At 69.0% G+C, this 22,905-nt stretch carries 31 protein-coding genes; 17 read left to right on the top strand and 14 right to left on the bottom strand.

Going from position 1 to position 22,905, the window contains the following annotated elements; all coding sequences use genetic code 11:
- Positions 1 to 49 precede the first annotated feature (49 nt).
- A complete protein-coding gene (locus JW792_RS07555) occupies positions 50 to 514 on the top strand; it encodes an SRPBCC family protein (RefSeq protein WP_135996307.1) in 465 nt (154 codons plus the stop codon).
- Here JW792_RS07555 and rsmD read toward each other — a convergent pair.
- Together rsmD and JW792_RS07545 are read right to left on the bottom strand one after the other, a co-directional pair.
- A complete protein-coding gene (gene rsmD / locus JW792_RS07550) occupies positions 511 to 1,074 on the bottom strand; it encodes a 16S rRNA (guanine(966)-N(2))-methyltransferase RsmD (RefSeq protein ID WP_135996308.1) in 564 nt (187 codons plus the stop codon). The genes JW792_RS07555 and rsmD overlap by 4 nt on opposite strands.
- Entirely contained in the window at positions 1,049 to 2,074 is a 1,026-nt protein-coding gene (locus tag JW792_RS07545) for a pseudouridine synthase (RefSeq protein WP_135996309.1), read from the bottom strand. Before JW792_RS07545 ends, rsmD begins: the two co-directional genes overlap by 26 nt.
- A 39-nt stretch (positions 2,075 to 2,113) precedes the next feature.
- Between JW792_RS07545 and tadA the strand changes: the two genes are divergently transcribed.
- On the top strand, positions 2,114 to 2,581 hold the full coding sequence (gene tadA, locus JW792_RS07540; protein ID WP_135996310.1) for a tRNA adenosine(34) deaminase TadA: 468 nt from the start codon (positions 2,114 to 2,116) through the stop codon (positions 2,579 to 2,581).
- Positions 2,582 to 2,614: 33 nt separating this feature from the next.
- Here tadA and JW792_RS07535 read toward each other — a convergent pair whose 3' ends face one another.
- From JW792_RS07535 to JW792_RS07520, 4 genes are read right to left on the bottom strand one after another with little or no spacing between them, the layout of a single operon-like run.
- Positions 2,615 to 2,812, bottom strand: coding sequence for a hypothetical protein (locus JW792_RS07535; RefSeq protein WP_135996311.1), 198 nt, complete (start codon positions 2,810 to 2,812; stop codon positions 2,615 to 2,617).
- Between the two features lie 40 nt (positions 2,813 to 2,852).
- Positions 2,853 to 3,311, bottom strand: coding sequence for a GNAT family N-acetyltransferase (locus JW792_RS07530; protein WP_241095094.1), 459 nt, complete (start codon positions 3,309 to 3,311; stop codon positions 2,853 to 2,855).
- Complete coding sequence (locus JW792_RS07525) at positions 3,302 to 3,898, bottom strand: GNAT family N-acetyltransferase (RefSeq protein ID WP_135996313.1); 597 nt, start codon at positions 3,896 to 3,898, stop codon at positions 3,302 to 3,304. Before JW792_RS07525 ends, JW792_RS07530 begins: the two co-directional genes overlap by 10 nt.
- Positions 3,899 to 3,908: 10 nt before the next feature.
- Positions 3,909 to 4,640 (bottom strand): TSUP family transporter, encoded by a 732-nt coding sequence (locus JW792_RS07520; protein WP_135996314.1) that lies wholly within the window; start codon positions 4,638 to 4,640, stop codon positions 3,909 to 3,911.
- A gap of 98 nt (positions 4,641 to 4,738) precedes the next feature.
- Here JW792_RS07520 and JW792_RS07515 point away from each other — a divergent pair, with 98 nt between their 5' ends.
- Positions 4,739 to 5,956: an acyl-CoA dehydrogenase family protein gene (locus tag JW792_RS07515; protein WP_135996315.1), complete on the top strand. Its 1,218-nt coding sequence runs from the start codon at positions 4,739 to 4,741 to the stop codon at positions 5,954 to 5,956.
- 61 nt (positions 5,957 to 6,017) lie between these two features.
- On the opposite strand, the gene JW792_RS07510 is transcribed toward JW792_RS07515, so the two are convergent.
- From JW792_RS07510 to JW792_RS07485, 6 genes are all read right to left on the bottom strand, one after another.
- Entirely contained in the window at positions 6,018 to 7,427 is a 1,410-nt protein-coding gene (locus JW792_RS07510) for an FAD-binding oxidoreductase (RefSeq protein WP_135996316.1), read from the bottom strand.
- Positions 7,428 to 7,466: 39 nt separating this feature from the next.
- The gene (locus JW792_RS07505; RefSeq protein WP_135996317.1) at positions 7,467 to 7,790 is read right to left on the bottom strand and encodes a GrlR family regulatory protein; all 324 of its coding nucleotides are present in this window, start codon (positions 7,788 to 7,790) and stop codon (positions 7,467 to 7,469) included.
- Between the two features lie 69 nt (positions 7,791 to 7,859).
- Complete coding sequence (locus JW792_RS07500; RefSeq protein WP_135996318.1) at positions 7,860 to 8,813, bottom strand: L-threonylcarbamoyladenylate synthase; 954 nt, start codon at positions 8,811 to 8,813, stop codon at positions 7,860 to 7,862.
- A gap of 41 nt (positions 8,814 to 8,854) precedes the next feature.
- The gene (locus JW792_RS07495; RefSeq protein ID WP_135996319.1) at positions 8,855 to 9,400 is read right to left on the bottom strand and encodes a YceI family protein; all 546 of its coding nucleotides are present in this window, start codon (positions 9,398 to 9,400) and stop codon (positions 8,855 to 8,857) included.
- 20 nt (positions 9,401 to 9,420) lie between these two features.
- Complete coding sequence (locus JW792_RS07490; RefSeq protein WP_135996320.1) at positions 9,421 to 10,035, bottom strand: cytochrome b; 615 nt, start codon at positions 10,033 to 10,035, stop codon at positions 9,421 to 9,423.
- On the bottom strand, positions 10,032 to 10,646 hold the full coding sequence (locus JW792_RS07485; RefSeq protein ID WP_135996321.1) for a YceI family protein: 615 nt from the start codon (positions 10,644 to 10,646) through the stop codon (positions 10,032 to 10,034). Before JW792_RS07485 ends, JW792_RS07490 begins: the two co-directional genes overlap by 4 nt.
- A 156-nt stretch (positions 10,647 to 10,802) precedes the next feature.
- On the opposite strand from JW792_RS07485, the gene JW792_RS07480 reads away from it, so the two are divergent.
- Positions 10,803 to 12,590 carry an acyl-CoA dehydrogenase gene (locus JW792_RS07480; RefSeq protein ID WP_135996322.1) on the top strand — a complete coding sequence of 596 codons (1,788 nt, stop codon included), beginning with the start codon at positions 10,803 to 10,805 and terminating at the stop codon, positions 12,588 to 12,590.
- 10 nt (positions 12,591 to 12,600) lie between these two features.
- Here JW792_RS07480 and JW792_RS07475 read toward each other — a convergent pair whose 3' ends face one another.
- Positions 12,601 to 12,972, bottom strand: a complete 372-nt coding sequence (locus tag JW792_RS07475) for a DUF4870 family protein (protein WP_135996323.1) — start codon at positions 12,970 to 12,972, stop codon at positions 12,601 to 12,603.
- 14 nt (positions 12,973 to 12,986) lie between these two features.
- Positions 12,987 to 14,540: a M20/M25/M40 family metallo-hydrolase gene (locus JW792_RS07470; RefSeq protein WP_206340929.1), complete on the bottom strand. Its 1,554-nt coding sequence runs from the start codon at positions 14,538 to 14,540 to the stop codon at positions 12,987 to 12,989.
- A gap of 136 nt (positions 14,541 to 14,676) precedes the next feature.
- Here JW792_RS07470 and JW792_RS07465 point away from each other — a divergent pair, with 136 nt between their 5' ends.
- The 13 genes from JW792_RS07465 (at position 14,677) to JW792_RS07405 (ending at position 22,891) form a co-directional block, all read left to right on the top strand.
- On the top strand, positions 14,677 to 14,922 hold the full coding sequence (locus tag JW792_RS07465; RefSeq protein ID WP_135996325.1) for a hypothetical protein: 246 nt from the start codon (positions 14,677 to 14,679) through the stop codon (positions 14,920 to 14,922).
- Positions 14,923 to 14,945: 23 nt separating this feature from the next.
- The gene (locus tag JW792_RS07460) at positions 14,946 to 15,272 is read left to right on the top strand and encodes a YbjQ family protein (RefSeq protein WP_192900983.1); all 327 of its coding nucleotides are present in this window, start codon (positions 14,946 to 14,948) and stop codon (positions 15,270 to 15,272) included.
- A complete protein-coding gene (gene lepB, locus JW792_RS07455) occupies positions 15,269 to 16,060 on the top strand; it encodes a signal peptidase I (RefSeq protein ID WP_135996327.1) in 792 nt (263 codons plus the stop codon). Before JW792_RS07460 ends, lepB begins: the two co-directional genes overlap by 4 nt.
- 42 nt (positions 16,061 to 16,102) lie before the next feature.
- The gene (locus JW792_RS07450) at positions 16,103 to 16,975 is read left to right on the top strand and encodes an SDR family oxidoreductase (RefSeq protein WP_135996328.1); all 873 of its coding nucleotides are present in this window, start codon (positions 16,103 to 16,105) and stop codon (positions 16,973 to 16,975) included.
- A complete protein-coding gene (locus tag JW792_RS07445) occupies positions 16,972 to 17,679 on the top strand; it encodes a hypothetical protein (RefSeq protein WP_135996329.1) in 708 nt (235 codons plus the stop codon). The genes JW792_RS07450 and JW792_RS07445 overlap by 4 nt, the downstream gene beginning before the upstream one ends.
- 254 nt (positions 17,680 to 17,933) lie before the next feature.
- A complete protein-coding gene (locus JW792_RS07440; RefSeq protein ID WP_135996330.1) occupies positions 17,934 to 18,539 on the top strand; it encodes a hypothetical protein in 606 nt (201 codons plus the stop codon).
- Positions 18,540 to 18,735: 196 nt separating this feature from the next.
- Entirely contained in the window at positions 18,736 to 19,182 is a 447-nt protein-coding gene (locus JW792_RS07435; RefSeq protein WP_135996331.1) for an SET domain-containing protein, read from the top strand.
- 11 nt (positions 19,183 to 19,193) lie between these two features.
- Positions 19,194 to 19,622 carry an SET domain-containing protein gene (locus JW792_RS07430; RefSeq protein ID WP_135996332.1) on the top strand — a complete coding sequence of 143 codons (429 nt, stop codon included), beginning with the start codon at positions 19,194 to 19,196 and terminating at the stop codon, positions 19,620 to 19,622.
- Between the two features lie 73 nt (positions 19,623 to 19,695).
- Positions 19,696 to 20,613 (top strand): histone deacetylase family protein, encoded by a 918-nt coding sequence (locus JW792_RS07425; protein WP_135996333.1) that lies wholly within the window; start codon positions 19,696 to 19,698, stop codon positions 20,611 to 20,613.
- 62 nt (positions 20,614 to 20,675) lie between these two features.
- Positions 20,676 to 21,287: a histidine phosphatase family protein gene (locus tag JW792_RS07420; RefSeq protein ID WP_135996334.1), complete on the top strand. Its 612-nt coding sequence runs from the start codon at positions 20,676 to 20,678 to the stop codon at positions 21,285 to 21,287.
- A 63-nt stretch (positions 21,288 to 21,350) separates the two neighbouring features.
- Entirely contained in the window at positions 21,351 to 21,608 is a 258-nt protein-coding gene (locus tag JW792_RS07415) for an exodeoxyribonuclease VII small subunit (protein ID WP_135996335.1), read from the top strand.
- Positions 21,605 to 21,964: a tRNA-binding protein gene (locus JW792_RS07410; RefSeq protein WP_135996336.1), complete on the top strand. Its 360-nt coding sequence runs from the start codon at positions 21,605 to 21,607 to the stop codon at positions 21,962 to 21,964. The genes JW792_RS07415 and JW792_RS07410 overlap by 4 nt, the downstream gene beginning before the upstream one ends.
- A 36-nt stretch (positions 21,965 to 22,000) precedes the next feature.
- Positions 22,001 to 22,891: a polyprenyl synthetase family protein gene (locus JW792_RS07405; RefSeq protein ID WP_135996337.1), complete on the top strand. Its 891-nt coding sequence runs from the start codon at positions 22,001 to 22,003 to the stop codon at positions 22,889 to 22,891.
- Positions 22,892 to 22,905 lie beyond the last annotated feature (14 nt).

The following is a 22,905-nucleotide window of genomic DNA, read 5'->3' as shown; positions in this document are numbered from 1 at the left end:
GCCGCCAGGGGGGCTAGCCTTTCCCGGCGTTGTGCCAAGGAGAGGCTCCATGACGTGCATCAGGCTCGAAACCCGGCTCGATTGCCCGCCCGAGACGGCGGCGCGCCTGGTGATGGATCCGCAGACCATGCGCCATGTCGCCAGCCCGCTCGCGGTCATGGAGCCGGTCGATCCGCCCGAATGGCCCGCGCGCTGGCAGGAGCGGGTCTACACGGTGCGGCTGAAGATCCTGGGCCTGGTCCCGGCAGGCCGTCAGCGCATCGACATCCGTCTCGGCGAGCAGCATGCGGAAGCCGGTGCGCACGCCTTCGTCCTGCACGATGCCGGCGGAGGCGATCTCATGACCCGCTGGGATCACTGGATCTTCGCCACGGCGCACGAGGATGGCGGCACGCGCTATGTCGACCGGGTCGAGGTCGGCGCGGGCTGGCTCACCCCGCTCTCGGGCCTGATGACGCGCGCCTTCTTCGCCTGGCGCCAGCACAGGCTGAGGGCGCTGGCGGCAAAGGCCTAGCCTTCCGGTTTCAGGAACACCACGCGCGCCGCGCCGTATTGCCCCTCGTCGAGGCGCGCCCAGCCGTCCACCTGCGGATCCTCTTTCTCGCCGACCTCGAACACGGCCAGGGCGTCCGGCGCCACCCAGCCACCGGCAAGGAGGTTGGCGAGCGCCTTCTCGCCCAGCCCCTTGCCGTAGGGCGGATCGAGGAAGACCAGATCGAAGGGCGCGCCGACCCCGGCCGGCTTGACGCCCAGGGCCGTCGCGTCGCGCCGGTGGATGCGGGTATTGCCGTAGAGCCCCAGCGCCTCGACATTCTCCCGGATCGCGCCGCGCGCGGCCGCGTCGGTTTCCACGAACAGGCAGAAGGCCGCGCCCCGGCTCATCGCCTCCAGGCCCAGCGCGCCCGATCCCGCGAACAGGTCGATGACGCGCTTGTCCGCCACCCCCTCTCCCCAGGGCGCGTGGGCGAGCTTGTTGAAGATGGCCTCGCGCGCCCGGTCCGAGGTCGGACGCGTCGTCCGGCCCGCCGGTGCGCTCAGAGGCCGGCCCTTATGGGCGCCGGCGACGATTCGCATTCGGTTTCGGTCCTGTCCTGGGTCCGCCCTTTCCCGGATGGGCGGGTTCGGGCTTCGACTTTCCGGGCGAGGCGCTCGGGCCCGGCTTGGCCGTGCGCTTCGGTCCCGCTCCGGCCGCCTGCGCCTTGTGCGGCCGGCCCGGCGCGGCGTGCCGCGTCCCGCCGGGACGCACCGGCCTGGGCCTGGCCTTCGCCGTGCCGGTCTTTTCAGGGCCCGCCACATGGCCGGACCCGACCGGATAGCCGTCGGGATCGAGCGGGTAGAGCTTGCCGAGCTGGTCGCGCAGGACCGAGAGCTTGATCTCCTCGGTCTCGCCCTTCTCCAGCGCGCCGAGCTGGAACGGCCCGTAGGCCAGGCGCATCAGCCGGTTCACCTGAAGCCCGAGCGAGGCGAGCACCTTCCTCACCTCGCGGTTCTTGCCTTCCTTCAGGCTGAGCGTGAGCCAGATATTGGCCCCCGTGCGCCGGTCGATCGTGGCCTCGATCGGACCGTACTGCACGCCCTCCACCGTGGTGCCGTGTTTCAGCTTTTCCAGCTGGGCCTCGGTGACGTCGCCGAAGGCGCGCACGCGGTAGCGCCGCGTCCAGCCGGTGGCGGGCAGTTCCAGGATGCGCGCGAGTTCGCCGTCATTGGTCAGCAGCAGCAGGCCTTCGGAATTGAGGTCGAGCCGGCCGATCGAGATCACCCGGCCGATCTCCCTGGGCAGGTGCTCGAACACCGTCTCGCGCCCTTCCGGGTCCTTGTGGGTGGTCAGCCGGCCTTCCGGCTTGTGATGGCGCCACAGCCGGGTCGGGGGGCGGCCCGCCACCGGTTCGCCGTCGAGCGTGATCTCGTCGCCCGGCGTCACCTTGAAGGCGGGGGTTTTCAGCGTCTTGCCGTTGACCGCCACGCGCCCGGCCTCGATCAGCTTTTCCGCCTCGCGGCGCGAGGCGATGCCGGCATGGGCGAGATACTTGGCGATGCGTTCGCCCTCGGTCTCGCTGTTGGAATTCTCGGTCATGCTTGAGGATTGTCCGGTTCGCGGCTAAGCGCTCGGGTCATGAACACCGAACGCGACGAGCGCTATATGCGCCGCGCGCTTGCCCTCGCGCAAGCCGCGGCCGAAGCCGGCGAGGCCCCGGTCGGGGCGGTGATCGTCGATCCGGCCACGGACACGATCCTCGCCGAAGGCGCCAACGCGCCGATCGCCGGTCACGATCCGAGCGCGCATGCGGAAATCCTCGCCCTGCGCCACGCCGCGCGCCGGCTGGAGAACTACCGCCTCACCGGCCTCGAACTCTTCGTCACGCTGGAGCCCTGCGCCATGTGCGCCGGCGCGATCAGCCATGCCCGCATCGCCCGCCTGGTCTATGGCGCGAGCGACGAGAAGGGCGGCGCGGTCGAGCACGGCCCGCGCTTCTTCGAGCAGAAGACCTGCCACTGGCGCCCGCAGGTCACGGGCGGCGTGCTGGCGCAGGAGAGTGCGGCGCTGCTGCGGGAGTTCTTCCGGGCGCGGCGGAAACGCTAGATTCTCCCTGTCCGACGCGGGAGGAGGCGCTGCTCACGCCCACCCGAACCACATGAAGATTCCCCTCAGCGCCCCGAGCGGCGGCAGGAGGAGGTCGAGGATCAGCCAGAGCCATTTCAGCATCATCGCGTCGCGCACGATGGCGGTGATCCAGCCGGCGAGCGCGACCACGCCGAGACAGCCGCCGCCGAGGCAGCCGGTATCCTCGCGTCTGATCTCGATACGCATCATGGGATGAAGGCTAGCAGCGGGCCGGGGGGCGGGTGAAGCGTTACAGCGTCCGGCTCATGCAATAGCTGAACGTCTCGGGAAGGTAATCGCCGAACGGCGGGCAGGGTTCAAATCCCATCCGCGCATAGAGCGCGCGCGAGGGCGCGAACCCGTCCGAGCGTCCGGTCTCCAGGCCGAGCCATGTATAGCCGCGACCGCGTGCCTCCTCGATGACGGCCTGAACGAGCGCGCGGGCCACGCCCTTGCCGCGCCGATCGGCCGCCACGTGCATCGACTTGATCTCGCCGCGTCCCTCGCCGAGCGCCTTCAGCGCGATGCAGCCCAGCACCGCGCCCGTCTCGTCGCGGGCGGTCCAGAAGGTGATTTCGGGCCGGGCGAGGCCGTGCGCGTCCAGGCGATGGCACGTGCCCGGCGGCGAGTGTTCGGCGGTGAACCGGCCATGGGCCTCCAGAAGGCCGGCCACATCGGGCTTCAGCGGATCGTCGAGACCTATGTGCACGGCATCGCCACGCGCGACAGGCGCGTTTCCAGCCCGGCCTTCACATAGGGCCATTCGCGCTCCAGCACGGAGAAATACACCGTGTCGCGCCGCTCGCCCGTCCAGGTGAGGGTGTGGGAACGCAGCACGCCCTCGCGCGTCGCGCCCATCTTGGTCATCGCGCCCTGGCTCCTGAGGTTTTGCGAGCCGGTCTTCAGCTCGACGCGCTCGGCGCCGGCGCCGAAGGCATTCTCCATCAGGAGGTGCTTGCAGGCCGGGTTGACGTGGGTGCGGTGGAATTTCGCGGCGTACCAGGTCCAGCCGATCTCGACGCGCGCATGGGCGGGCTGGATCGCGAGATAGGCCGTGTGGCCGGCAAAGCCCCCCGACAGCTTGTCGAACACCGCGTGGCTGATCTGCGCGCCGCTCTCGTGGGCGCCGAGCATCGCCTCGAACCAGGCGTCGAAATACCGCCCGTCGGCGCGCATCACGCTCTGGGTCCACAGGCTCTTGTCGTCGGCGAGCGGGCGCAGCGCCTCGCGGTGACGCGCGTCGAGGGGTTCGAGGCGGACGAATTCGTTTTCGATGAGGCGGGGGGCGAGGTTCATGGTGCGGCTCCTAGAGAAGCAGCACACCGCGTAGCACATAGACCGCGCCGATCACCGTCACGATGCGTTTCGTCCAGTTGCGGAAGGTCACATCGCTCATCGCGTCGAGCACGCGCGAGCCCGCCGTGGTGCCGATCACCGAGAGCGGGACCGCCGCGGCGAGCACCCACCAGGAGATCGCGAGCCCGTCCCCGGCGAGCACGAGCGGCAGATAGTAGGCGATCTTCACCGCGTGCGCGGCGACCTGGGTGGCGGCCTTGGTCGCCACGATCGCGCGCCGGTCGGCTTCGACGTTCTGCGCGAACACGTCGAGCAGCGGACCGGCGACGCCCGCGACCACGTTGAGCCCGGTGACCAGCAGCCCGCTGAGCGCGGCATGGCTTGCCCGCGTGAAATCGAGATGCAGCCAGGCCTTCGGGACCCACACGATCGCCGGCACCAGGCCCAGAACGATGAACAGCCAGGCGCGCGGCAGCACGAGGGAGACGCTGGCCAGCGCCGCGGCGGCGAGGATCGAGCCGAGCGCGTACCAGGCCAGCGTCCGCCACAGCAGGAAGCGCCAGAGCAGCACCGCGCGCCAGCCATTGGACACGCTCTGCACGGCGCCGTGCACGACCATGGCGCTCGCGACCGGGAGGAGGGCGGCGAGCACGCCCATCAGGATGAGCCCGCCGGCCATGCCGAACACGGCCGACAGCATGGCCGTGGCGATCGTGGCGAGAAGAATGATGAGTGCGGTCATGTCGCGGGTGGAATCACCTGTGTCCCGTGCCATGATAGCGGCAAATCGAAACTCCGCCCGTCCGGCGCGGAGCTCAGCCATGAAGCGGGAGGACATCCATGAATTTCGAGTATTCCGATACGTGCAAGGAGTATCTGAAGCGCGTGCGCGCCTTCATGGACGCCTATGTCTATCCCAACGAGAAGACCTATGCCGAGCAGCTCGCCGCCATGGGCGGGAATCGCTGGCAGGTCGTGCCGGTCATCGAGGAGCTGAAGGAGAAGGCGAAGGCCGAGGGGCTGTGGAACCTCTTCCTGCCGGACTCCGAGGAGGGCGCCGGACTGTCGAACGCCGACTACGCCCCGCTCGCCGAGGAGATGGGCCGGGTCGGCTGGGCCAGCGAGGTCTTCAACTGCTCCGCGCCCGACACCGGCAACATGGAAGTGCTCGCCCGCTACGGCACCAAGGAGCAGCAGGACACGTGGCTGCGCCCGCTGCTCGACGGCAGGATTCGCTCCGCCTTCCTGATGACCGAACCGGCCGTGGCATCCTCCGACGCCACCAATATCGAGTGCTCGATCAAGCGCGAGGGCGACGAGTACGTCATCAACGGGCGCAAGTGGTGGAGCTCGGGCGCCGGCGACCCGCGCTGCGCGGTCTATATCGTGATGGGCAAGTCCGATCCGGACGCGGAGACCTATCGACAGCAGTCCATGATCCTCGTCCCGGCCGATGCGGACGGGATCAGGATCGTGCGCCATCTTCCCGTGTTCGGCTATGACGACGCCCCGCACGGGCACATGGAGATCGTGCTCGATAACGTGCGGGTCCCGGCGAGCAACATGTTGCTCGGCGAGGGGCGCGGCTTCGAGATCGCCCAGGGCCGCCTCGGGCCGGGCCGCATCCATCACTGCATGAGGACGATCGGTGCGGCCGAGCGCGCACTCGAACTCATGGTCAAGCGCCTGATGAGCCGGGAGGCCTTCGGCAAGCCGGTCATCAAGCACTCCATCTGGGAGCACCGCATCGCGCGCGCCCGCATCGATATCGAGCAGTCGCGCCTGCTGACCCTGAAGGCCGCCTGGATGATGGACACGGTCGGCAACAAGGCCGCACGCGGCGAGATCGCCATGATCAAGGTGGCCGCCCCGAACATGGCCCTCTCGGTCATCGACGACGCCATCCAGGCCCATGGCGGGGCCGGGGTGAGTGCCGATACCCCGCTTGCCTATACCTATGCCGGCATCCGCACGCTGCGCCTCGCGGACGGTCCCGACGAGGTGCACGAGCGCACCATCGCGCGGCTGGAAATGAAGCGCTGGCTGAACGAGGGATAGGAGCGAGGGAGGCCGCCGCGGGCCGGCAACCCGGTCCGCGCTGGGTCCGGCCGGGCGGGGCCTAATCCGCGGGCAGCAGCACGCGCGGGTTCATGATCCCGTTCGGGTCGATCGCGCGCTTGATCTCGCGCATCAGGGCGACCTCGACCGGCTTGCGCGCGGCCAGCTCGGCCTGTTTCAGGATGCCAATGCCGTGCTCGGCCGAGATCGAGCCGCCATACTTGTCGACGAGGTCGTAGATCAGCTTCGTCGCCGGACGCGCGCGCTCGAGGAAGTCCTGGCCCGCGCCGGCCTGCCTCCGGGCGAGATTGAAGTGGACATTGCCGTCCCCGACATGTCCGAAGGCGACGACCATCGAGCCTTCCACCAGGGCCTCGGCCCTGGATGTCGCCTCTTCCATGAAGGCGGCCATTTGGGAGACCGGCACCGAGACGTCGTGCTTGGCCGCCTTGCCGTGGGCCTTCTCGCCTTCGGGAATGCTCTCGCGCAGGCGCCAGAACTCCTCGGCCTGGGCTTGCGACTGCGCGATCGCGCCATCGCGCACGAGCCCGGCCTCGAACGCGGCTTCCAGCGCGCTTTCCATCAGCACCTCCGCGCGGTCGCGCTCGCCGGACGTCACCTCCACGAGGACGCTCCAGGGCGTGGGGTCGGCGAGCGGCTGGCGCAGGTCCGGCACGTGTTCGAGTGCGAAGTCGATGGCGCTCTTCGCCATCAGCTCGAAGGCGGCGACCGATCCGCCCGTCCTCTCCTTGACGAGCGAGAGCAGCGAGACCGCCGCGCTCGGGCTGTCCACCGCCGCGATCGCGACCGCGCGCGAAGCCGGTCGGGCAAAGAGCTTCAGCGTCGCAGCCGTGATCACGCCGAGCGTGCCTTCCGCGCCGATGAAGAGCTGCTTGAGATCGTAACCGGTATTGTTCTTCCTCAGCCCGGCCAGGTCGCAGATCACCCGACCGTCGGGCAGCACGACTTCGAGGCCGAGCACGAGATCGCGCATCATGCCGTAGCGCAGGACGTGGACGCCGCCGGCATTGGTGGAGATCAGTCCGCCGATCATCGCCGAGCCCTCCGAGCCGAGCGAGAGCGGAAAGAGCCGGCCGGCCTCGGCGGCCGCCTCCTGCACGGTCGTCAGGATGGTGCCCGCCTCCACCGTGATGGAATCGTTCTCCGGGTCGAGCTTCGTGATCCGGTTCATGCGCTTCAGCGAGATCAGGGCCTCGCCCTGCGGGGTGGAACCGCCCACCAGCCCCGTATTGCCGCCCTGAGGCAGCAGCGCGATGGAGCGCTCGTTGCAATAGGTGACGATGCGCTTGACCTCCTCCAGCGTGGAGGGCTTGAACAGCACCGGTGCCGAGCCGGCGATCTGGCCGCGCCAGTCGCGGGCATGCGGGCCGATCTCGCCGGGATCGGTCGAGAAGGCCTTCGCGTCGAGCGTATGGGTGAGCGGGGCGAGTAGATCGATGGCCTGGGTCATGGCCTCAGTCTTAGCGCGCCCGGCGCCGATGAACAGGGGTCAGAGTTCGGCCGGCTCCAGCGTCGCGGTGAACTTCATCGACGGGGCGGCGTCGGCCCGGCCCTGGAACTCGTAGATGCCCGCCCGTTCCCGGCCCGTGAGGGTGAGCTTGAACGTCTCGAAATCGCCGAATACCGACTGGGCGGTCTCGTTGTGCTTGCGCACGGTCATTTCCACCGCGATGCGGTCGTCCTCGCCCGAGACATGGCCGGAGTAATACATCCCGCTATCCCCGCCGAGCACGCGCCCGGCCGAGATCACGATCACGCCGGCCCCCTCGTCGAGCGGGGTCCGGAAATGCGCGATGTAGAGACCGTCCTTCATGGGATTTTACCTCAGGTAGTGATCAATCTCTCATGAAACGAGATATAGGCCGGAAATGTAATATTTCCATTACTTGCCAGCTGCGGCGCGACGCAACCTGTCATTTATTGCCTCTCCGAGGCCGGTATCGGGGATCGGGGCTGCGGCGATGCGGTCCACCCTTGCATCGAGCGCGCGCAAGGCGGCGAAGAGTCGCGCCGCCGCCTCCGCGAGATCGCCGCTCGGGGAGAGATTGATCACGGTTTCGTGATCGGGCGCATCGGGGCCGAACGCGAGATAGCCCTCGCCGGGCTCGGGACGCAGCGCATTCAGGCGCAGTTTCGCCTTCGGGGCGTAATGGCTGGCGAGCTGGCCGGGCGAACGCGGCGCGCCGGGGATCGAGGCCGGGGCCTCGAGCCTGCCCGCGATCGCCTCGATATCGGCCCGGGCGATGCCGCCGGGACGCAGCAGCGCCGCGCGCTCGCCCTCCACCGCGACGATCGTGCTTTCCAGCCCGACCCGGCACGGGCCGGCATCCAGGATCAGGGCCACTGCCTGCCCGAGGCCCTCGGCGACATGGGCGGCCGTGGTGGGGCTGACCTCGCCGGAGCGATTCGCGCTCGGCGCCGCGAGCGGTCGGTCGAGGCGCGCGACGAGGCCCGTCATGGCCGGAGCGTCGGGCCAGCGCACCGCGAGCGTGTCGAGCCCGGCGGTGACGAGATCGCTGATGCCGGCGTCGGGCTTCACCGGCGCGACGATCGTCAGCGGGCCGGGCCAGAACGCCTGCGCGAGGCGGCGGGCGAGCGGCGAGAGCTCGACGAGCCGCTCGGCGCGCTCCAGCCCGTCCACGTGGGCGATGAGCGGGTTGAAGCGCGGCCGGCCCTTGGCCTCGTAGATGCGCGCGACGGCCGCGCTGTCGGTAGCATCGGCGGCGAGGCCGTAGACCGTCTCGGTCGGCACGGCGACGAGATCTCCGGCGCGCAGCAGGTCTGCGGCGCGGTCGAGCGCGGCGGGATCGGCGGCGTCGAGGACATCTGCGGTCATGGCCGCTCTCTACGCGGCAGGAGCGAGGGAGGCAACGCGTCCTAGCCGGCCGCGTCGGCCTCGATGTGCACGATCACCGTGACCTGCTCGTCGACCTCCCCCCAGCCGGAGCCGACATCGAAGGTCGTGCGGTCGATGGTGAAACGCCCGTCGGCGACCGCACGCCCGTCGGAGATTTCCAGGGTGAAGGGCAAGGTGATCTCGCTCGTATGCCCCTTGATCGTCAGCTCGCCCGCGGCCTCATAGCCCGCCTCGGTGCGCGTGATCTCGTGCGAGACGAAGCGGGCCTGCGGGTGGCCGTCGACATCGAGCCCGCTCTCCCCGCGAAGGTTCTGGCGAATGTCCGAACTCGAGAGTCCGTCCAGGGACGCGGTGCGCACGCGCGCCTCGATCGAGGCCCCCGAAAGGTCGTCCGGATCGAGCGTGATCTCGGCCTCGAAATCCTCGAACGCGCCGGACACGACATTGCCGAAGGCGGTCGCCTCGAACCTCACCGAGGACGTGTTCGCGTCGAGCTGCCAGTCCTGGGCGGCGGCGGGGAAGCCGAGGACGGCGCCGGCAAAGGCGGCGGCGGCGAAGATGCGCATGGGCAGGAATCCTCTTCTCGTTACGGCCGGTTCTTCTGTTCGGGCACGTCCAGGCCCGGGATCATCCGGGTCAGCACCCCGTCGCGGTCGACGATGTGATGCTTCAGCGCCCCGGCGACATGCAGGGCGAGCACGCCCAGGATGACCCAGCCCCCCGCGCCATGGAGCGACCCGGAAAGCTCCTGGAAGTCGCTGGTCTGGGGGACCGGCAGCTTGGGCAGCTCGACCGCGTCGAACAGCAGGATCGGGAAATTCCCGGTGAAGGACGAGGCGGCGACATAGCCCCCGATCGGCATGCCGATCATCAGCACGTAGAACGCGACATGGGTGAAGCGGGCGAGCCCCTTCTCCCAGGCGGCCATGTGCGCGGGCAGCGGCGGGACGGGATGGCCGAGGCGCCAGCCGAGCCGGGCGAGGGAGAGGGCGAGGACCGCGATGCCGATCGTCTTGTGCCAGTTGTAGGCCGAGCTCGCGGCCGAGAAGCTCGCTTCGCCCGCGAAGGCGGCCTCGCGCACGCCCTCCATCCACCAGCCGTAGAAAACCATGCCCACCATGAGGGCCGCGATCGTCCAGTGAAAGAAGATCGAGACCGCACCGTAGCGGTCCGATGCCGTGGGCTTTGCGGTATCGCTCATTCTTCGTCCCCGCTCTTGAGAAACTCCGCCTCGATTCTTACCCGAACCGTCTCGCCGATGAAATTGGTCGCCGGGAAGGCTCCGACCCCGAACGGGCCGAACTCGGTTTCGATTTCGCCTTGAAAACCAATCGCCTCGGTGCCTTCGAGCGGATTGTGCGTGCCGCCGTAGAACTGAATTTCCATAACCGCATCACGGGTTTGGCCCTTCACGGTCAGATCGCCGTGCACCCGCCCCGTATTCTCGCCGGTCACCTCGACCGAGTTGGAGCGAAACACGATCTCGGGATGATTTGTCGCATCGAGCCAGGCACCCCCGCGCAATTGCTCGTCGAAATCGGGATCGCCGGTGGAGACCGAGGCGGCCTTCACGATCGCGGTGAGCTGCGCGGCCTCGGGATTTTCCGGGTCGAAGTCGAGGCTCGCCTGCGCCTCGTCGAAGCGGGCCGTGTACCAGGACAGGCCCATGTGCCGGACCTGCCAGACGACGCTGGTATGGGCCTCGTCGAGACTCCATTCGCCCGCGGGCAGTTCGGCCGGGTCGGTCGTGGCCGGCGTCGCGCAGGCGGCCAGAAGCAGGGGCAGCAGAACGAGCGGTCGCAGGCAGGCCATGGGGCAAGCGTCCTTAGATGGCGGCTCTATCGGCAACCTAACGCGCCGCGACCGGGTTGCGAGCCGGATGCGCGAAGATGTGATCGAATCGCGCTGCGGACTCGCGCCGCGCGCCGCACGCGCTATCTTCCTGCCAACGAATGGGAGGCTGAAGAGATGCATTACCGCGCCCCGGTCCGGGACATCCGCTTCGCGCTGGAGGAAATCGCGGCCATGGACGGGCTGAAGGCGACCGGCGCCTTCCCCGAACTGTCCGGCGAATTGACCCAGCAGGTGCTCGACGAGGCGGGAAAGCTCGCCAACGACGTGCTTGCGCCCCTGAACCGCACCGGCGACGTGCAGGGCTGCAGGCTCGAGGACGGCGCCGTGACGACCCCCGAGGGCTTTCCCCGTGCCTATACGAAATATGTCGAGGGCGGCTGGCAGGGCCTGCAGTTCTCCACCGAGCATGGCGGAATGGGTCTCCCCAAGGCGATGGGCTGTGCGCTGATGGAGATGCTGCAGAGCGCGAACATGAGCTTCGGGCTCGGTCCGATGCTGACCTTCGGCGCGATCGAGGCGCTGATCGCCCACGGCTCGAGACAGCTGCGCGAACTCTACCTGCCGCGCGTGATGACGGGGGAGTGGTCGGCGACCATGAACCTCACCGAGCCGCAGGCCGGCAGCGATGTCGGCGCGCTCACGACCAGGGCCGAGCCGAACGGGGACGGCAGCTGGGCGATCTCGGGCCAGAAGATCTACATCACCTGGGGCGAGCACGACTGCGCGGACAACATCGTCCATCTCGTCCTGGCGCGCACCCCCGGCAGCCCGGCCGGCACCAAGGGCATCTCGCTCTTCCTGGTCCCGAAATTCATACCCGACGAGGAGGGCGAGCCGGGCGAGCGCAACGGCGTGAGGGCCATCGGGCTCGAGCACAAGATGGGCATCCACGGCTCGCCGACCTGCACGATGGAGTACGACCGGGCGAAGGGCTGGCTCGTCGGGGAGGAGACCAAGGGCATGGCCTGCATGTTCACGATGATGAACTCGGCCCGCCTGAATGTCGGCGTGCAGGGCGTCGCCATCGCCGAGCGCGCCTATCAGCAGGCATTGGAATTCGCGAAGGAAAGAAAGCAGGGCCGTGCCCCGATGACGCCCGGCGAGCCCCCGCACGCCATCATCGAGCATCCCGACGTGCGCCGCATGCTGGCGATCATGAAGGCCAAGACCGAGGCTGCCCGCGCGATCTGCTTCCATGCCGCGGTGGAGGCCGATTACGCCGTCCATCACGAGGACGCGGAGGAGCGCGCCTGGTCGAAGCGGCGCGAGGACCTGCTGATCCCGATCGCCAAGGCCTGGTCGACCGATGTCGGCGTCGAGGTCGCCTCGCTCGGGGTCCAGGTTCATGGCGGCATGGGCTATGTCGAGGAGACCGGCGCGGCCCAGCATTACCGCGACGCGCGCATTGCGCCGATCTACGAGGGCACGAACGGCATCCAGGCGATCGACCTCGTCGGGCGCAAGCTGCCCATGCAGGGCGGCAAGCCGGTCGCCGAGCTGATCGAGGACTTCCAGGAGACGATCGAGGACCTTGCCACGTCGTCCAACCCCGATCTCAACGCGCTCGCCGACACGTTCGGCCCGGCAGTCGAGGCGATGGACGCGGCGACGGGCTGGATGCTGAAGGCGAAGGCCGAGGACCGCCTGGCCGGTGCGACGGCCTATCTCAAGCTCGCCGGCGACGTCACCGGCGGCTGGCTCCTCTGCCTCGGCGCACTCGCCGCCCAGCGCCGCCTGAAGCACGGCGAGGGCGACCAGGAGCATGCGCGCGGGCGGATCGCGCTGACCCGGGTCTATGCCGACAGCGTGCTGCGCGCCGTCCCCGGTCTTCTCGGCCAGGTGCGCCTGGGCGCCGACGCCCTGTTCGATCCGGCCGCGATAGCGATGCTGGAGAGCGCGTGAGGCGCGCCGACTAGAACAGGAAGGCTCGCGGATCGTGGTGGCCGCGCCCGTCGACGAGGCGGATGAGGCCGACCGCGCCGCGCACGATCACCCAGACCGCGCCGACGAGCCAGATCAGGGCGCCGAGCCCGAAGATCCAGATCGTCAGCCAGCCCGCGATCGCGAAGGCGAGCCCGCCCCACACGGTGCGGATCTGGTAGATGAAATGGGTCCGGACCCAGCCCGTGGACTGGTCGAGCCGGATATAGGCGAAGATCAGGGCGACGAGCATCAGTATGCCGCTCGTGGGCACGCCCAGCAGGATCAGCACGTAGTTGACGACGCCGAGCACGCGGTCGCCGTCTGTGGACGGGGTGATGTTCTTCGGTTCGGTCTCGGCCATGGGGGAGGCTCCTGTCAGCGGCTTGGCGCGCCGTCCTCCCCTCCGAGCCCGGCGAGGATCACGGCATAGAGTTCGATCCCATACCATAGATTCCCGATGCGCAAGTTCTCGTTCGGCGCATGCTGATTGTTGTCGGCATTGACCATGGGCACGATCACGAAGGGCACGCCGAGCACGTCCTGGATCGGGGCGAGCGGCAGGCTGCCGCCGAGCAGCGGCACGACGCGCAGCGGTTCGGGGCTCGCTGCGTCGGCGAGCGCGATCAGGCGCGCGGCGAGCGGGTGGGCCGGATCGGTATAGGCGGCCGCGTAGCCGAACTCGGAAAACTCGAGCCGGGCGAGCCGGTCGTGCACGAGCCGGTCTTGCGGCGTCGGCTCGCCCTCGACGAGATGATAGCCCTGCGCCCGGACATGGGCGGCGAGCGCCTCGCGCACCGTCTCCACCGGGAGCCCCGGCGTCAGGCGGAAGCCGAGCGTGGCGCGCGCCTCGGTCTGGATCGCATTGGTCGCCGGGCCGTCCTGCGCGCCCATCGACAGGGCGAGCACGTTGAGCGCGGGATGGGCGATCGCCTCGCCGTAGCGGGCGTCCTCGCCCCATTCGGGCCGGGCGATGCCGGCCTGGGCGAACATGGCCGCGTCGTCGAACGCGCCGTCCTCCAGGAAGGCGAGGGCGGCCTCGCTCATCTGCGCGGGGCTGTCGAGCCCGTCGATCAGGATGCGCCCGTTCTCGTCGCGCATCGAGGCGACGAGATGGGCCAGGCGCGCGCCCGGATTGGGCGCGACATTGCCGAAATGCCCGCTGTGCAGCACGCGCGCCGGCCCGAACACGGTCAGCTCGGCGCGCGTCACGCCGCGCACGCCGAGCATGACGCGGGGGTCTCCGCGCGGATCGACCGGCCCGTCGGCGAGCAGCCAGATATCGGCGTCCAGCAGATCGCGGTGGGCGGTCAGCATCTGTGTGAGGTGCGGCGAGCCGGCCTCCTCCTCGCCTTCGAGGAAGAATTTCACGTCGACCGCGAGGGGCCGGCCGGCGGCCTCCAGCGCATCGATGGCAGCCAGAACGGCGATGAGCGGGCTCTTGTCGTCGCTCGCCGAGCGGGCATAGAGGCGCGCGTCCGGGTCGACCGGAGCGGCGAGGCTGTCCCAGTCGAGCGGCACCCCGCCCGCCTCGTGGGTCGCGCTCAGGAGCACGGGGTCGAACGGATCGGTGCGCCACAGGGCGCGCTCGACCGGCTGGCCGTCGTAATGGGCATAGACCATCAGCGTCAGGTCGGTGCCGGGCGTGTCGATCTCGCCATAGACCGCCGGCGCGGACCCGCCCGCCTCGAGAATGCGGGCCGTCGCGCCGCGCGCCTGCAGCAGCGTGACGATATGCTCCGCATTGGCGCGGATGGCGGGCGCGTCCGAGGCGTGATTGGGCAGGGCCAGGAAGGCGCGCAGCTCGCGCAGGATCGCGACCTCGTGCCCCTCCCGCCAGGCGCGCGCCTCGCCGGCGACGGCGCCGGACTCGTCCGTCTGCGCGCCGGCGCCCGGCTGGAGAACGAAAAGAGCCGCGGCTGCGGCGAGCATGATCCCTGGCCTCATCGTCCCGCTCCCTGCGATGGCGTCGTGCAGGCTCCGCGCAGGCCGCGGTTTAGTCAACCGACGAGCTTGGGGCGCTGGGATTGCGGCTGGCGATTCGCGCCCGGTTCGGGTTTATTCGCCCATGGTTGTAGAATTTCAGGGACACTCGGCGATGCGTCCGGGCAACACTGCTCTGTCATATGGCCTCATTGCTCTGGGGCTCGGCCTTCTCGTCGCCCTTTTTGCGGGACTTAATCTCGTCGGCTGGCGTATCCACTTTCCCTGGAGCCTCGCGGTCTGGGGGCTGGTGATGCTGCCTGCGCTCGGCCTTGCCCTGCTTTACAGCGGGGCCGGGCGTGACCATGTGGAAGAGGACGAGCGGCAATGACGGACGTGCGTGACAATCCGGCTATGCGATCCAGCGTCCTGGTGACCATGGCGGACACCGTTCCCGAGCGCGAGATCGTCGAAGTGCTCGGCATCGCGCGCGGCAGCGTGGTGCGCGCGCGCTTCTTCGGCCGGGACTTCATCGCGGGCCTGCGCAACCTGGTCGGCGGAGAGGTCACCGAATACACCAAGCTGCTCGCCGATGCGCGCGAGCAGGCCCTCGGCCGCCTCGTGCGCCATGCCGAACAGCTCGGCGCGGACGCGGTGGTCACCTTTCGCTTCTCCACCTCCACGGTGATGGAGGGGTCGGCGGAAATCCTCGCCTACGGAACGGCAGTGAGACTGAAATGAGCGACCACAATGCATCCCTGAAGGAGACGGTGAGCGGTTTCGGCCGCAAGGCGATCTCCGAACTCGGCGAGACGGTCCGCTTCTTCGCGGGAGTCGCCGCGGTGTGGTTCGTGCTGGTCACGTTCGGCTTCGCCGCCTTCCACATCCCGTCCGAAAGCATGCAGCCGGCCCTGCAGGTCGGCGACCGGGTGCTGGTCAGCAAGTGGGCCTACGGCTATTCGCGCCACTCCCTGCCGCTGGGGATCGGCTATCTCCTTCCCGACAGCTGGTCGGGCCGAATTCTCGGATCGGTGCCCGAGCGCGGCGACGTCGTCGTGATCCGCGACCCGAACCAGGGCATCAACCTGATCAAGCGCGTCGTCGGACTTCCCGGTGACACGATCGAGGTGCGCGCCGGGCGGCTCTACATCAACGGCGAACTCGTCGGGCGCGAACGCCTGGTGCGCGAGGGGCTCGACCCGCTGCGCTACCGCGACCGCGACGGCTCCATCGTGCAGGTCAGCGAGTACATCGAGACCCTGCCGAACGACCGCACCCACACCATCTACGAGCGCGGCGACGACCAGCGCTACGACAATATGGGCCCGTTCCGCGTGCCCGCCGACCACGTCTTCCTGATGGGCGACAATCGCGACCGGTCCGAAGACAGCCGCGCGCCCTACGGCATCGGCTACGTGCACACCGACCAGATCGTCGGGCGCGCCGAGACGGTGCTCTTCACCTTCGCGCGCTGCCGCAACGAGGAAGGGCTCTACTGCCCGCCCTGGCGGGTCTGGCGCGGGCTGTGATCGCGCTCTAGTCTCTCGCGCAAACCTGCGGGAGGACCGATCATGAGCCTTGAAGGCAAGACCATCTTCATCACCGGGGCGAGCCGGGGCATCGGCCTGGCCATCGCCGAGCGCTGCGCGAGGGACGGGGCGAACATCGTCATCGCCGCCAAGACCGAGGAGCCGCACCCCAAGCTTCCCGGCACCATCCACACCGCCGCCGAGGCGGTGGAGAAGGCCGGCGGCAAGGCGCTGCCGATCGTCTGCGACATCCGCGAGGAGGAGAATGTCGAGCACGCGGTGAAGACCGCGGCCTCCCATTTCGGCGGCATCGACATCGTGGTGAACAATGCCTCGGCCATCTTCCCGCGGGGCACCGAGGAGACGCCGATCAAGCGCTGGGACCTGATGCACCAGGTCAATGCGCGCGGCACCTTTCTCGTCACCCAGAAATGCCTGCCGTACCTGAAGCAGGCGGAGAACCCGCACATCCTCGCGCTTTCGCCCCCGCTCGACATGAAGCAGAAATGGTTCGCGCCGCACGTCGCCTATACCAGCGCGAAGTTCGGCATGAGCCTGTGCATCCTGGGCTGGGCGGGCGAGTTCAAGGGGAAGATCGCGGCCAACGCCATATGGCCGCGCACCGCGATCGCCACCGCCGCCATCGCCAACGTGCTCGCCGGCGAGGAGGCGTTCAGGAATTGCCGCAAGCCCGACATCCTGGCCGACGTGGCCTGGCGGGTGTTCAACAAGAAGGCATCCGAGTTCACCGGCAACTTCCTCATCGACGACACCTTCCTGATGAGCGAGGGCGTCACCGATTTCGACCGGTACCACATGAGCCCGGGCGAGCCGCTCCTGCCGGACTTCTTCGTGCCGGACGATGCGGAGAAGCCCGAGGGCGTGGAGATCCTGGACGTGCAGCTGGGGCAATGAGCGGCGAGGTCCTCCTCGCCGGCCTCCTTGCCGTGCTGCTCGGCACGGTTCACGTCCTCAGCCCGTATCTGGCCGTTCTCGACCGCACCCCGCGCAGCGTCTGGCTCTCGCTCGCGGGCGGGGTCTCGGTCGCCTATGTCTTCGTCCACCTTCTGCCCGAACTCGCCCTGGAAGGGGCGGCGCTGGAGGGCAGCGCGCTCGCCCACGAGGAGGGGTTGTTCACGGTTGCGCTCGCCGGGCTCTTGGTGTTCTACGGGCTCGAGCGGCTCGCGCGGGAACGCGCCGCCCGCCATGAAGGCGCGCGCGCGCCCTTTCGGCTGCATCTGGCCGCCTTCGCGCTCTACAATTTCCTGATCGGCTATCTGATCGAGGCCGAGGCGGCGGCGGGGCCGGCCGGTCTCGCCCTCTACGGCCTCGCCATGGGACTGCACTTCACGGTCAACGACCGCGCGCTCTTCGCCCATCACGGCCAGGCCTGGCTCGATCGGGGGCGCTGGGTGCTGGCCGCGTCCGCGCCGGCGGGCTGGGCGCTATCGCTCCTGGTCGCGATCCCCGAATTCTGGACGGCGCTTCTGTTCGCCCTGCTTGCCGGCGCCATCGTGCTCAACGTCATCAAGGAAGAGCTTCCGGCCGAACGCGCGAGCCGCTTCTGGGCCTTCGCCCTGGGCGCGGCCGGATACGGCGCGATCCTCATTGTCAGCTAGGTCTCGCCGGAGGCCGCCGAGCGGCCGACTCGGACGAACAATGTTCGCGCCGGGCGCGAACCTGGTTCATAAATAAAGATTGTGCACATTTCGAATGTGATGCGATCAATGATAATATCGGACAAATCGAGTAAGAGTCGCAACTCTATGCCTCGAAATGATCCCGGCATTGCCACGTCATCTGCACATTTGGCCGCAACGGTATCGCCGGTCCACGCACTTTACGAGTTCGACATCGCCAACAGGAGGTAACGATGAGACTCTTTGCGACGACGATTCTTCCGCTTGCGCTTGCCGGCGGCGCTGCTTCGGCGCAGGTCGGCGACATCACCGGCGAAGTGACCGGTCAGGTCGACGGGTCGCTGAATTCCACCACACGCCTTGATTCCACGCTCGACAGCACGGCGGGCGCGGTCGTGGACAGCCGCACCGGCCTCGCGCTCGACGCGGACCTGGTTTCCGATCTCGACGGCTCGCTCAGCTCCCACACCATGGCCGATGCGAATGCCGAACTGCGCGCGGCGCTCGAGAGCAACGCCCGGGCCTATTCGCGCACCCGCGTGCACGCCCGTGCGCAGAGTCCGAGCGTGCGCACCCGCACCTACGCCAGCACGCGCATGCGCAGCTATCGCGGCGACGACCATGCCCGCGTCTATGTCTACACCCGCGACGGCTACCGCGTCGGGCATGTGGACGAGAGCGCCCGCGGCCGCATCTATGTCCACAGCGATCTCGACGCGCACGGCGATGCGCGGGTGAGGGCGATCAGCGCGAGCGACGCGGCCTTCAACTCGGAGGCCAACGCCGTCGTGCTCGCCATGACCCGCGCCGAGTTCGCCGGCATGGCCGGCCTGCACTAGGCCGTCCACCCGTCCGGGCCAGACGCACGGGCTCCGGAGCGATCCGGAGCCCGTCGAGTCTGCCACCGCGAAATTGCCGCTTGCAATTCCCGCAGATTGAGCATCATAGGCGATCGGAGCGTCGTACTCTGCGGGTTCTCCCGCCTCCCTGGTCCGGTCCCGTCGACGCGGGATCGTTCGAAGGCGTTCTTCATCCATGCTTCTCGTGGACACCTATGTCGGCCCCAGCGCGATCGAGGGGCTCGGCGTGTTCGCCGGCCGGCCGCTCGCCAAGGGCACGCTCGTCTGGCGGCTCGATCCGGGCTTCGACCGGGTCATCACCCCGGCCGAGCGCGAGGCCCTGCCGGAGACCACCCGCCAGTTTCTCGACCGCTACGCCTATTTCGACTCGATCCTGCAGGCCTATCTGCTCGACGGCGATCACTGCCGCTTCATGAACCATTCCGACACCCCCGCGATCGAGTTCCGCGTGGGCGGCACCGGCTACATGTTGCGCGACGTCGCCGCAGGCGAGGAGCTGACCTGCGACTATCACGACTTCATGGACGAGGTGTCCCTGGCGCGCCATTTCCGCGGCGCCCACCAGGACCGCGACACGGCCGAGGCGGACGCGTCCGCCTCGCAGAGCGCGGCGGGCGCGTAGGGCCCGCGGCGATGCTCCTGGTGGACACCTATATCGGGCCGAGCGCGATCGAGGGGGTCGGCGTGTTCGCTGCCCAGAAGATCGCCAAGGGTCAGCTCATCTACCGCTTCGCCCCGGAATTCGACCGGCTGATCGCGAAGGCCGAGCTCGCCGGCCTGCCCGAGAGCACGCGCAGGTTCGTCGAGCGCTATACCTATCGCCACCCGACCGACGCGGCCTTCCTGGTGCTGGATGCCGACAATGGCCGGCACATGAATCACAGCGAGGCGCCGAACACCGACTTCCGCGATCTCAAGCTCGGCTACGCCATCGCCGATATCGAGCCGGGCGAGGAGATCACCTGCAACTATGCCGAGTTCGAGCCGGAGTTCGAGATCCTGCCTCCGATCGCGCAGGCCGGGCAATCGCGGGGTGCGAGCCCGAACGGGGCAGGGCGCTGACGCACGGCTGGCGTACTGCAGGCGAGCACGAACGCGCTCGCATCCGTTTGCGCTCCGCTCTAGTTAGTCGGGCATGAAAACACTCGTCTACACATCCCCTGCCTCCGCCGGCCACAAGCCGCCCGAAGGCCATCCCGAACGCCCCGAGCGCCTCGGCGCGGTCGAACGCGCCATCCGGTCCGTCGACGGCCTCGCGACCGCCGAGCCCCGCCAGGCCACGCGCGAGGAACTCGCGCGCGTCCACACGCGCCGCCATATCGAATCGATCTTCGAGACCGGCCCGTCCGACGGGCTCGCCTCCATCGATGCGGACACCTGGATGAGCCCGGGTTCGCTCGAGGCCGCGCTCGCGGCCTGCGGGGCGGCCGTGGAGGGCGTGGACAAGGTGGTCGCGGGCGAGGCGGAGGCCGTGTTCGTGGCCTGCCGCCCGCCGGGCCACCATGCCGAGCCGGAACGCGCGATGGGCTTCTGCCTGTTCAACCAGATCGCGGTCGCCGCCGCGCACGGCTTCGCCGGGCACGGGATGACGCGCATCGCGCTCGTCGATTTCGACGTGCATCACGGCAACGGGACGCAGGCCTATGCCGAGCGCGAGGACCGGCTGTTCTTCGCCTCCATCCACCAGGGCTGGATCTATCCCGGAACCGGCTCGAACGCCGATCAGGCGGACAATATCGTCAACGTCGCCGTCGAGCGAGCGACCGGCTCGAAGGCCTGGCGCGAGGCGCTGGAGGAGAAGATTTTCTCGCGCATTCCCGACCTGCGCGCCGACCTTCTGCTCGTCTCGGCGGGCTTCGACGGCCATCGCGACGACCCGCTGGCAGGGCTGGACCTGACCGAGGAGGACTATGCCTGGGCCGGGGAGCGTCTCGGCGCGCTCGCGAAAGAGCATGCGCACGCCCGGCTTGTCTGCACGCTCGAGGGCGGATACGACATCGACGCGCTTGAGAAGTCGCTCACCGGCTTCCTGCGCGCGATCGCCGCGGCCTGACGGGACAGGGGGCGTGGCGGTCGTGAAGCCCGACTGCTTTTCCCGCGTCCCCCAAGCCGGACATGTCAGAGACGAACCGTCAAAACGGGCCGGGCTACATCACGATCGCCCGGCATGGGGAACCCGATGCCAACCGCGCCGAGCGGGTGGACTGGCGCGGCTATGAGCGCTGGTGGGCCGATTACGACCTTGCCGGGCTGAAGCCGGGCCAGGCCGCGCCGGAATCCCTGATTCGCGAGGTGGAGGGTGCGCGCGTGCTCTACGCCTCGACCCTGCGGCGTGCGATCGAGACCGCCGAGGCCGCCTGCCGGGGCCGCGAGTTCGACACGAGTTCGGTCTTCGTGGAGGCCCCGCTGCCTCCGCCGCGCTTTCCCGGCCGGCTGCCGGCGCGAAACTGGGGCGTGCTGGCGCGCTGCTCCTGGTGGCTCGGCTTCGCCCGCGGCAAGGAGAGCCGCTCCCAGGCGGAGCGCCGCGCCGAACAGGCCGCCGACATCCTGATCGAGGCAGCCCAGTCCGGCCCGGTCGTGCTGTTCGCCCACGGCTGGTTCAACCGCATGCTGCGCCCGGCGCTGAAGCGTCGGGGCTGGCGCTGCGTGCGCGACGGGGGCGACTACTACTGGTCCTGGCGCCGCTACGAAGTGAAAAATCCGGGTTCGGACGCGACGCGCGGTTGATCGCGGACGCGATCGGGGCTTGTCTGTGCTGCACCCGGCGCCGGGGCGGCGAAAGGAAGAGCGATGAGCGCGACGACGCACGACGACATCAGTCAGATGAGCTTCGAGAAGGCGCTGGCCGAGCTCGAGCGCATCGTGCAGCAGCTGGAGAGCGGCGAGGTCGAACTCGAGCAGTCGATCGCGATCTACGAGCGCGGCGCCGCGCTGCGCGCCCATTGCGAGGCACGCCTGAAGGATGCCGAGCTGAAGGTGGAGAAGATCGTGTTCGGCCCCGACGGCAAGCCGGGAACCGAGCCGGCCGATCTCGACCGTCAGGGATGAGCCCGCACGACCCGCCCGCGCCGGAGATCGATCCGGAGGTCTTCTTCCGCGCCGACATCCGTCTCGGCACGATCCTCAGTGCCGAGGCCTTCCCCGAGGCGCGCAAGCCCGCCTACAAGCTGGTGATCGATTTCGGGCCGGGCGTCGGCCGCAAGAAGAGCTCGGCGCAGATCACCGAGGCCTACGCGCTCGAGGAGCTGCCCGGCCGGCGGGTGCTCGCCGTGGTGAACTTTCCGCCGCGCCAGATCGGACCGTTCATGTCCGAGGTGCTGGTGCTCGGTGTTCACGACGCGAGCGGGGCTGTACGCCTGCTGGGTGCGGACGGCGAGGCGCCGGACGGTGCCCGTGTCTGCTAGACGCGAGACCGCGAAAGGGAGTTGGAAGCGCGCCCGATGAAGCAGTTTCTCACAGAGCTGGAAGAAGCCGCCGACCGGGTGACCGTGGCGCTCGATGCGCTGCTGCCGCGCGCCGACGGCCCGGAGGCGCGCCTGGCTTCGGCCATGCGCTACGCCGCGCTCGGGCCGGGCAAGCGGGTGCGCCCCTTCCTCGCCCTGCAGGCCGGCCGGCTGATCGGGGCGGAGGAGCGCGCGCTGCTGCGCATCTCGTGCGCCATCGAATGCATCCACTCCTACTCGCTGATCCATGACGACCTGCCGTGCATGGACGACGACGATCTGCGCCGCGGCCGGCCGACCGTGCACATCGCCTATGACGAGGCGACCGCTGTGCTCGCCGGCGACGCCCTGCAGGCGGTCGCCTTCGAGATCCTCGCCGAGCCGGATACCCATCCCAACGGCTATGTCCGCTCCCTGCTCGTCGGCGAGCTCGCCCGGGCGGCCGGCGCGCGCGGCATGGTCGGCGGCCAGGCGCTCGACATGTACCTCACCGAGGAAGGCAGTGCCGATATCGGCCTCATCACCCGGACCCAACGCATGAAGACCGGCGCCCTCATCGCCTTCTCGGTGTCCGCTCCGGTGATCCTGACCGAGGCGGGCAAGGAGGCACGCACCGCGCTGGAGGGCTTCGCCCACGATCTCGGGCTCATCTACCAGATCGTCGACGACATTCTCGATGCCGAGGGCTCGACCGAGGAACTGGGCAAGACCGCCGGCAAGGACGAGCGTCAGGGAAAGGCCACATTCGTCTCCATTCTGGGCATCGAGGGCGCGCGCGACCGGGCGCGCCGTCTCGCCGCACAGGCCAAGGAGCATCTCGCCATGTTCGGCAGGGAGGCCCATATGCTAGAGACGGCAGTCGACTACGTGCTGCAACGCCGCGCCTGAGCGCTGCGTTACCG

The organism is Marinicauda algicola, from assembly GCF_017161425.1.
Lineage (GTDB): Bacteria > Pseudomonadota > Alphaproteobacteria > Caulobacterales > Maricaulaceae > Marinicauda > Marinicauda algicola.
This window is presented reverse-complemented; position numbering and strand designations above follow the sequence as displayed.

Bases quoted from the DNA above. Each gene is read 5' to 3' on its own strand.
- JW792_RS07490 (WP_135996320.1), bottom strand. From the start codon at position 10,035: ATGAGCGATACCGCAAAGCCCACGGCATCGGACCGCTACGGTGCGGTC.
- JW792_RS07510 (WP_135996316.1), bottom strand. From the start codon at position 7,427: ATGACCCAGGCCATCGATCTACTCGCCCCGCTCACCCATACGCTCGAC.
- JW792_RS07440 (WP_135996330.1), top strand. From the start codon at position 17,934: ATGAGACTCTTTGCGACGACGATTCTTCCGCTTGCGCTTGCCGGCGGC.
- JW792_RS07415 (WP_135996335.1), top strand. From the start codon at position 21,351: ATGAGCGCGACGACGCACGACGACATCAGTCAGATGAGCTTCGAGAAG.
- JW792_RS07435 (WP_135996331.1), top strand. From the start codon at position 18,736: ATGCTTCTCGTGGACACCTATGTCGGCCCCAGCGCGATCGAGGGGCTC.
- JW792_RS07515 (WP_135996315.1), top strand. From the start codon at position 4,739: ATGAATTTCGAGTATTCCGATACGTGCAAGGAGTATCTGAAGCGCGTG.
- JW792_RS07425 (WP_135996333.1), top strand. From the start codon at position 19,696: ATGAAAACACTCGTCTACACATCCCCTGCCTCCGCCGGCCACAAGCCG.
- JW792_RS07505 (WP_135996317.1), bottom strand. From the start codon at position 7,790: ATGAAGGACGGTCTCTACATCGCGCATTTCCGGACCCCGCTCGACGAG.
- JW792_RS07500 (WP_135996318.1), bottom strand. From the start codon at position 8,813: ATGACCGCAGATGTCCTCGACGCCGCCGATCCCGCCGCGCTCGACCGC.
- rsmD (WP_135996308.1), bottom strand. From the start codon at position 1,074: ATGCGAATCGTCGCCGGCGCCCATAAGGGCCGGCCTCTGAGCGCACCG.
- JW792_RS07430 (WP_135996332.1), top strand. From the start codon at position 19,194: ATGCTCCTGGTGGACACCTATATCGGGCCGAGCGCGATCGAGGGGGTC.
- JW792_RS07445 (WP_135996329.1), top strand. From the start codon at position 16,972: ATGAGCGGCGAGGTCCTCCTCGCCGGCCTCCTTGCCGTGCTGCTCGGC.
- JW792_RS07545 (WP_135996309.1), bottom strand. From the start codon at position 2,074: ATGACCGAGAATTCCAACAGCGAGACCGAGGGCGAACGCATCGCCAAG.
- JW792_RS07480 (WP_135996322.1), top strand. From the start codon at position 10,803: ATGCATTACCGCGCCCCGGTCCGGGACATCCGCTTCGCGCTGGAGGAA.
- JW792_RS07460 (WP_192900983.1), top strand. From the start codon at position 14,946: ATGCGATCCAGCGTCCTGGTGACCATGGCGGACACCGTTCCCGAGCGC.
- JW792_RS07410 (WP_135996336.1), top strand. From the start codon at position 21,605: ATGAGCCCGCACGACCCGCCCGCGCCGGAGATCGATCCGGAGGTCTTC.
- tadA (WP_135996310.1), top strand. From the start codon at position 2,114: ATGAACACCGAACGCGACGAGCGCTATATGCGCCGCGCGCTTGCCCTC.
- JW792_RS07495 (WP_135996319.1), bottom strand. From the start codon at position 9,400: ATGCGCATCTTCGCCGCCGCCGCCTTTGCCGGCGCCGTCCTCGGCTTC.
- JW792_RS07475 (WP_135996323.1), bottom strand. From the start codon at position 12,972: ATGGCCGAGACCGAACCGAAGAACATCACCCCGTCCACAGACGGCGAC.
- JW792_RS07520 (WP_135996314.1), bottom strand. From the start codon at position 4,640: ATGACCGCACTCATCATTCTTCTCGCCACGATCGCCACGGCCATGCTG.
- JW792_RS07470 (WP_206340929.1), bottom strand. From the start codon at position 14,540: ATGCTCGCCGCAGCCGCGGCTCTTTTCGTTCTCCAGCCGGGCGCCGGC.
- JW792_RS07555 (WP_135996307.1), top strand. From the start codon at position 50: ATGACGTGCATCAGGCTCGAAACCCGGCTCGATTGCCCGCCCGAGACG.
- JW792_RS07485 (WP_135996321.1), bottom strand. From the start codon at position 10,646: ATGGCCTGCCTGCGACCGCTCGTTCTGCTGCCCCTGCTTCTGGCCGCC.
- JW792_RS07405 (WP_135996337.1), top strand. From the start codon at position 22,001: ATGAAGCAGTTTCTCACAGAGCTGGAAGAAGCCGCCGACCGGGTGACC.
- JW792_RS07465 (WP_135996325.1), top strand. From the start codon at position 14,677: ATGGTTGTAGAATTTCAGGGACACTCGGCGATGCGTCCGGGCAACACT.
- lepB (WP_135996327.1), top strand. From the start codon at position 15,269: ATGAGCGACCACAATGCATCCCTGAAGGAGACGGTGAGCGGTTTCGGC.
- JW792_RS07525 (WP_135996313.1), bottom strand. From the start codon at position 3,898: ATGAACCTCGCCCCCCGCCTCATCGAAAACGAATTCGTCCGCCTCGAA.
- JW792_RS07420 (WP_135996334.1), top strand. From the start codon at position 20,676: ATGTCAGAGACGAACCGTCAAAACGGGCCGGGCTACATCACGATCGCC.
- JW792_RS07450 (WP_135996328.1), top strand. From the start codon at position 16,103: ATGAGCCTTGAAGGCAAGACCATCTTCATCACCGGGGCGAGCCGGGGC.
- JW792_RS07535 (WP_135996311.1), bottom strand. From the start codon at position 2,812: ATGATGCGTATCGAGATCAGACGCGAGGATACCGGCTGCCTCGGCGGC.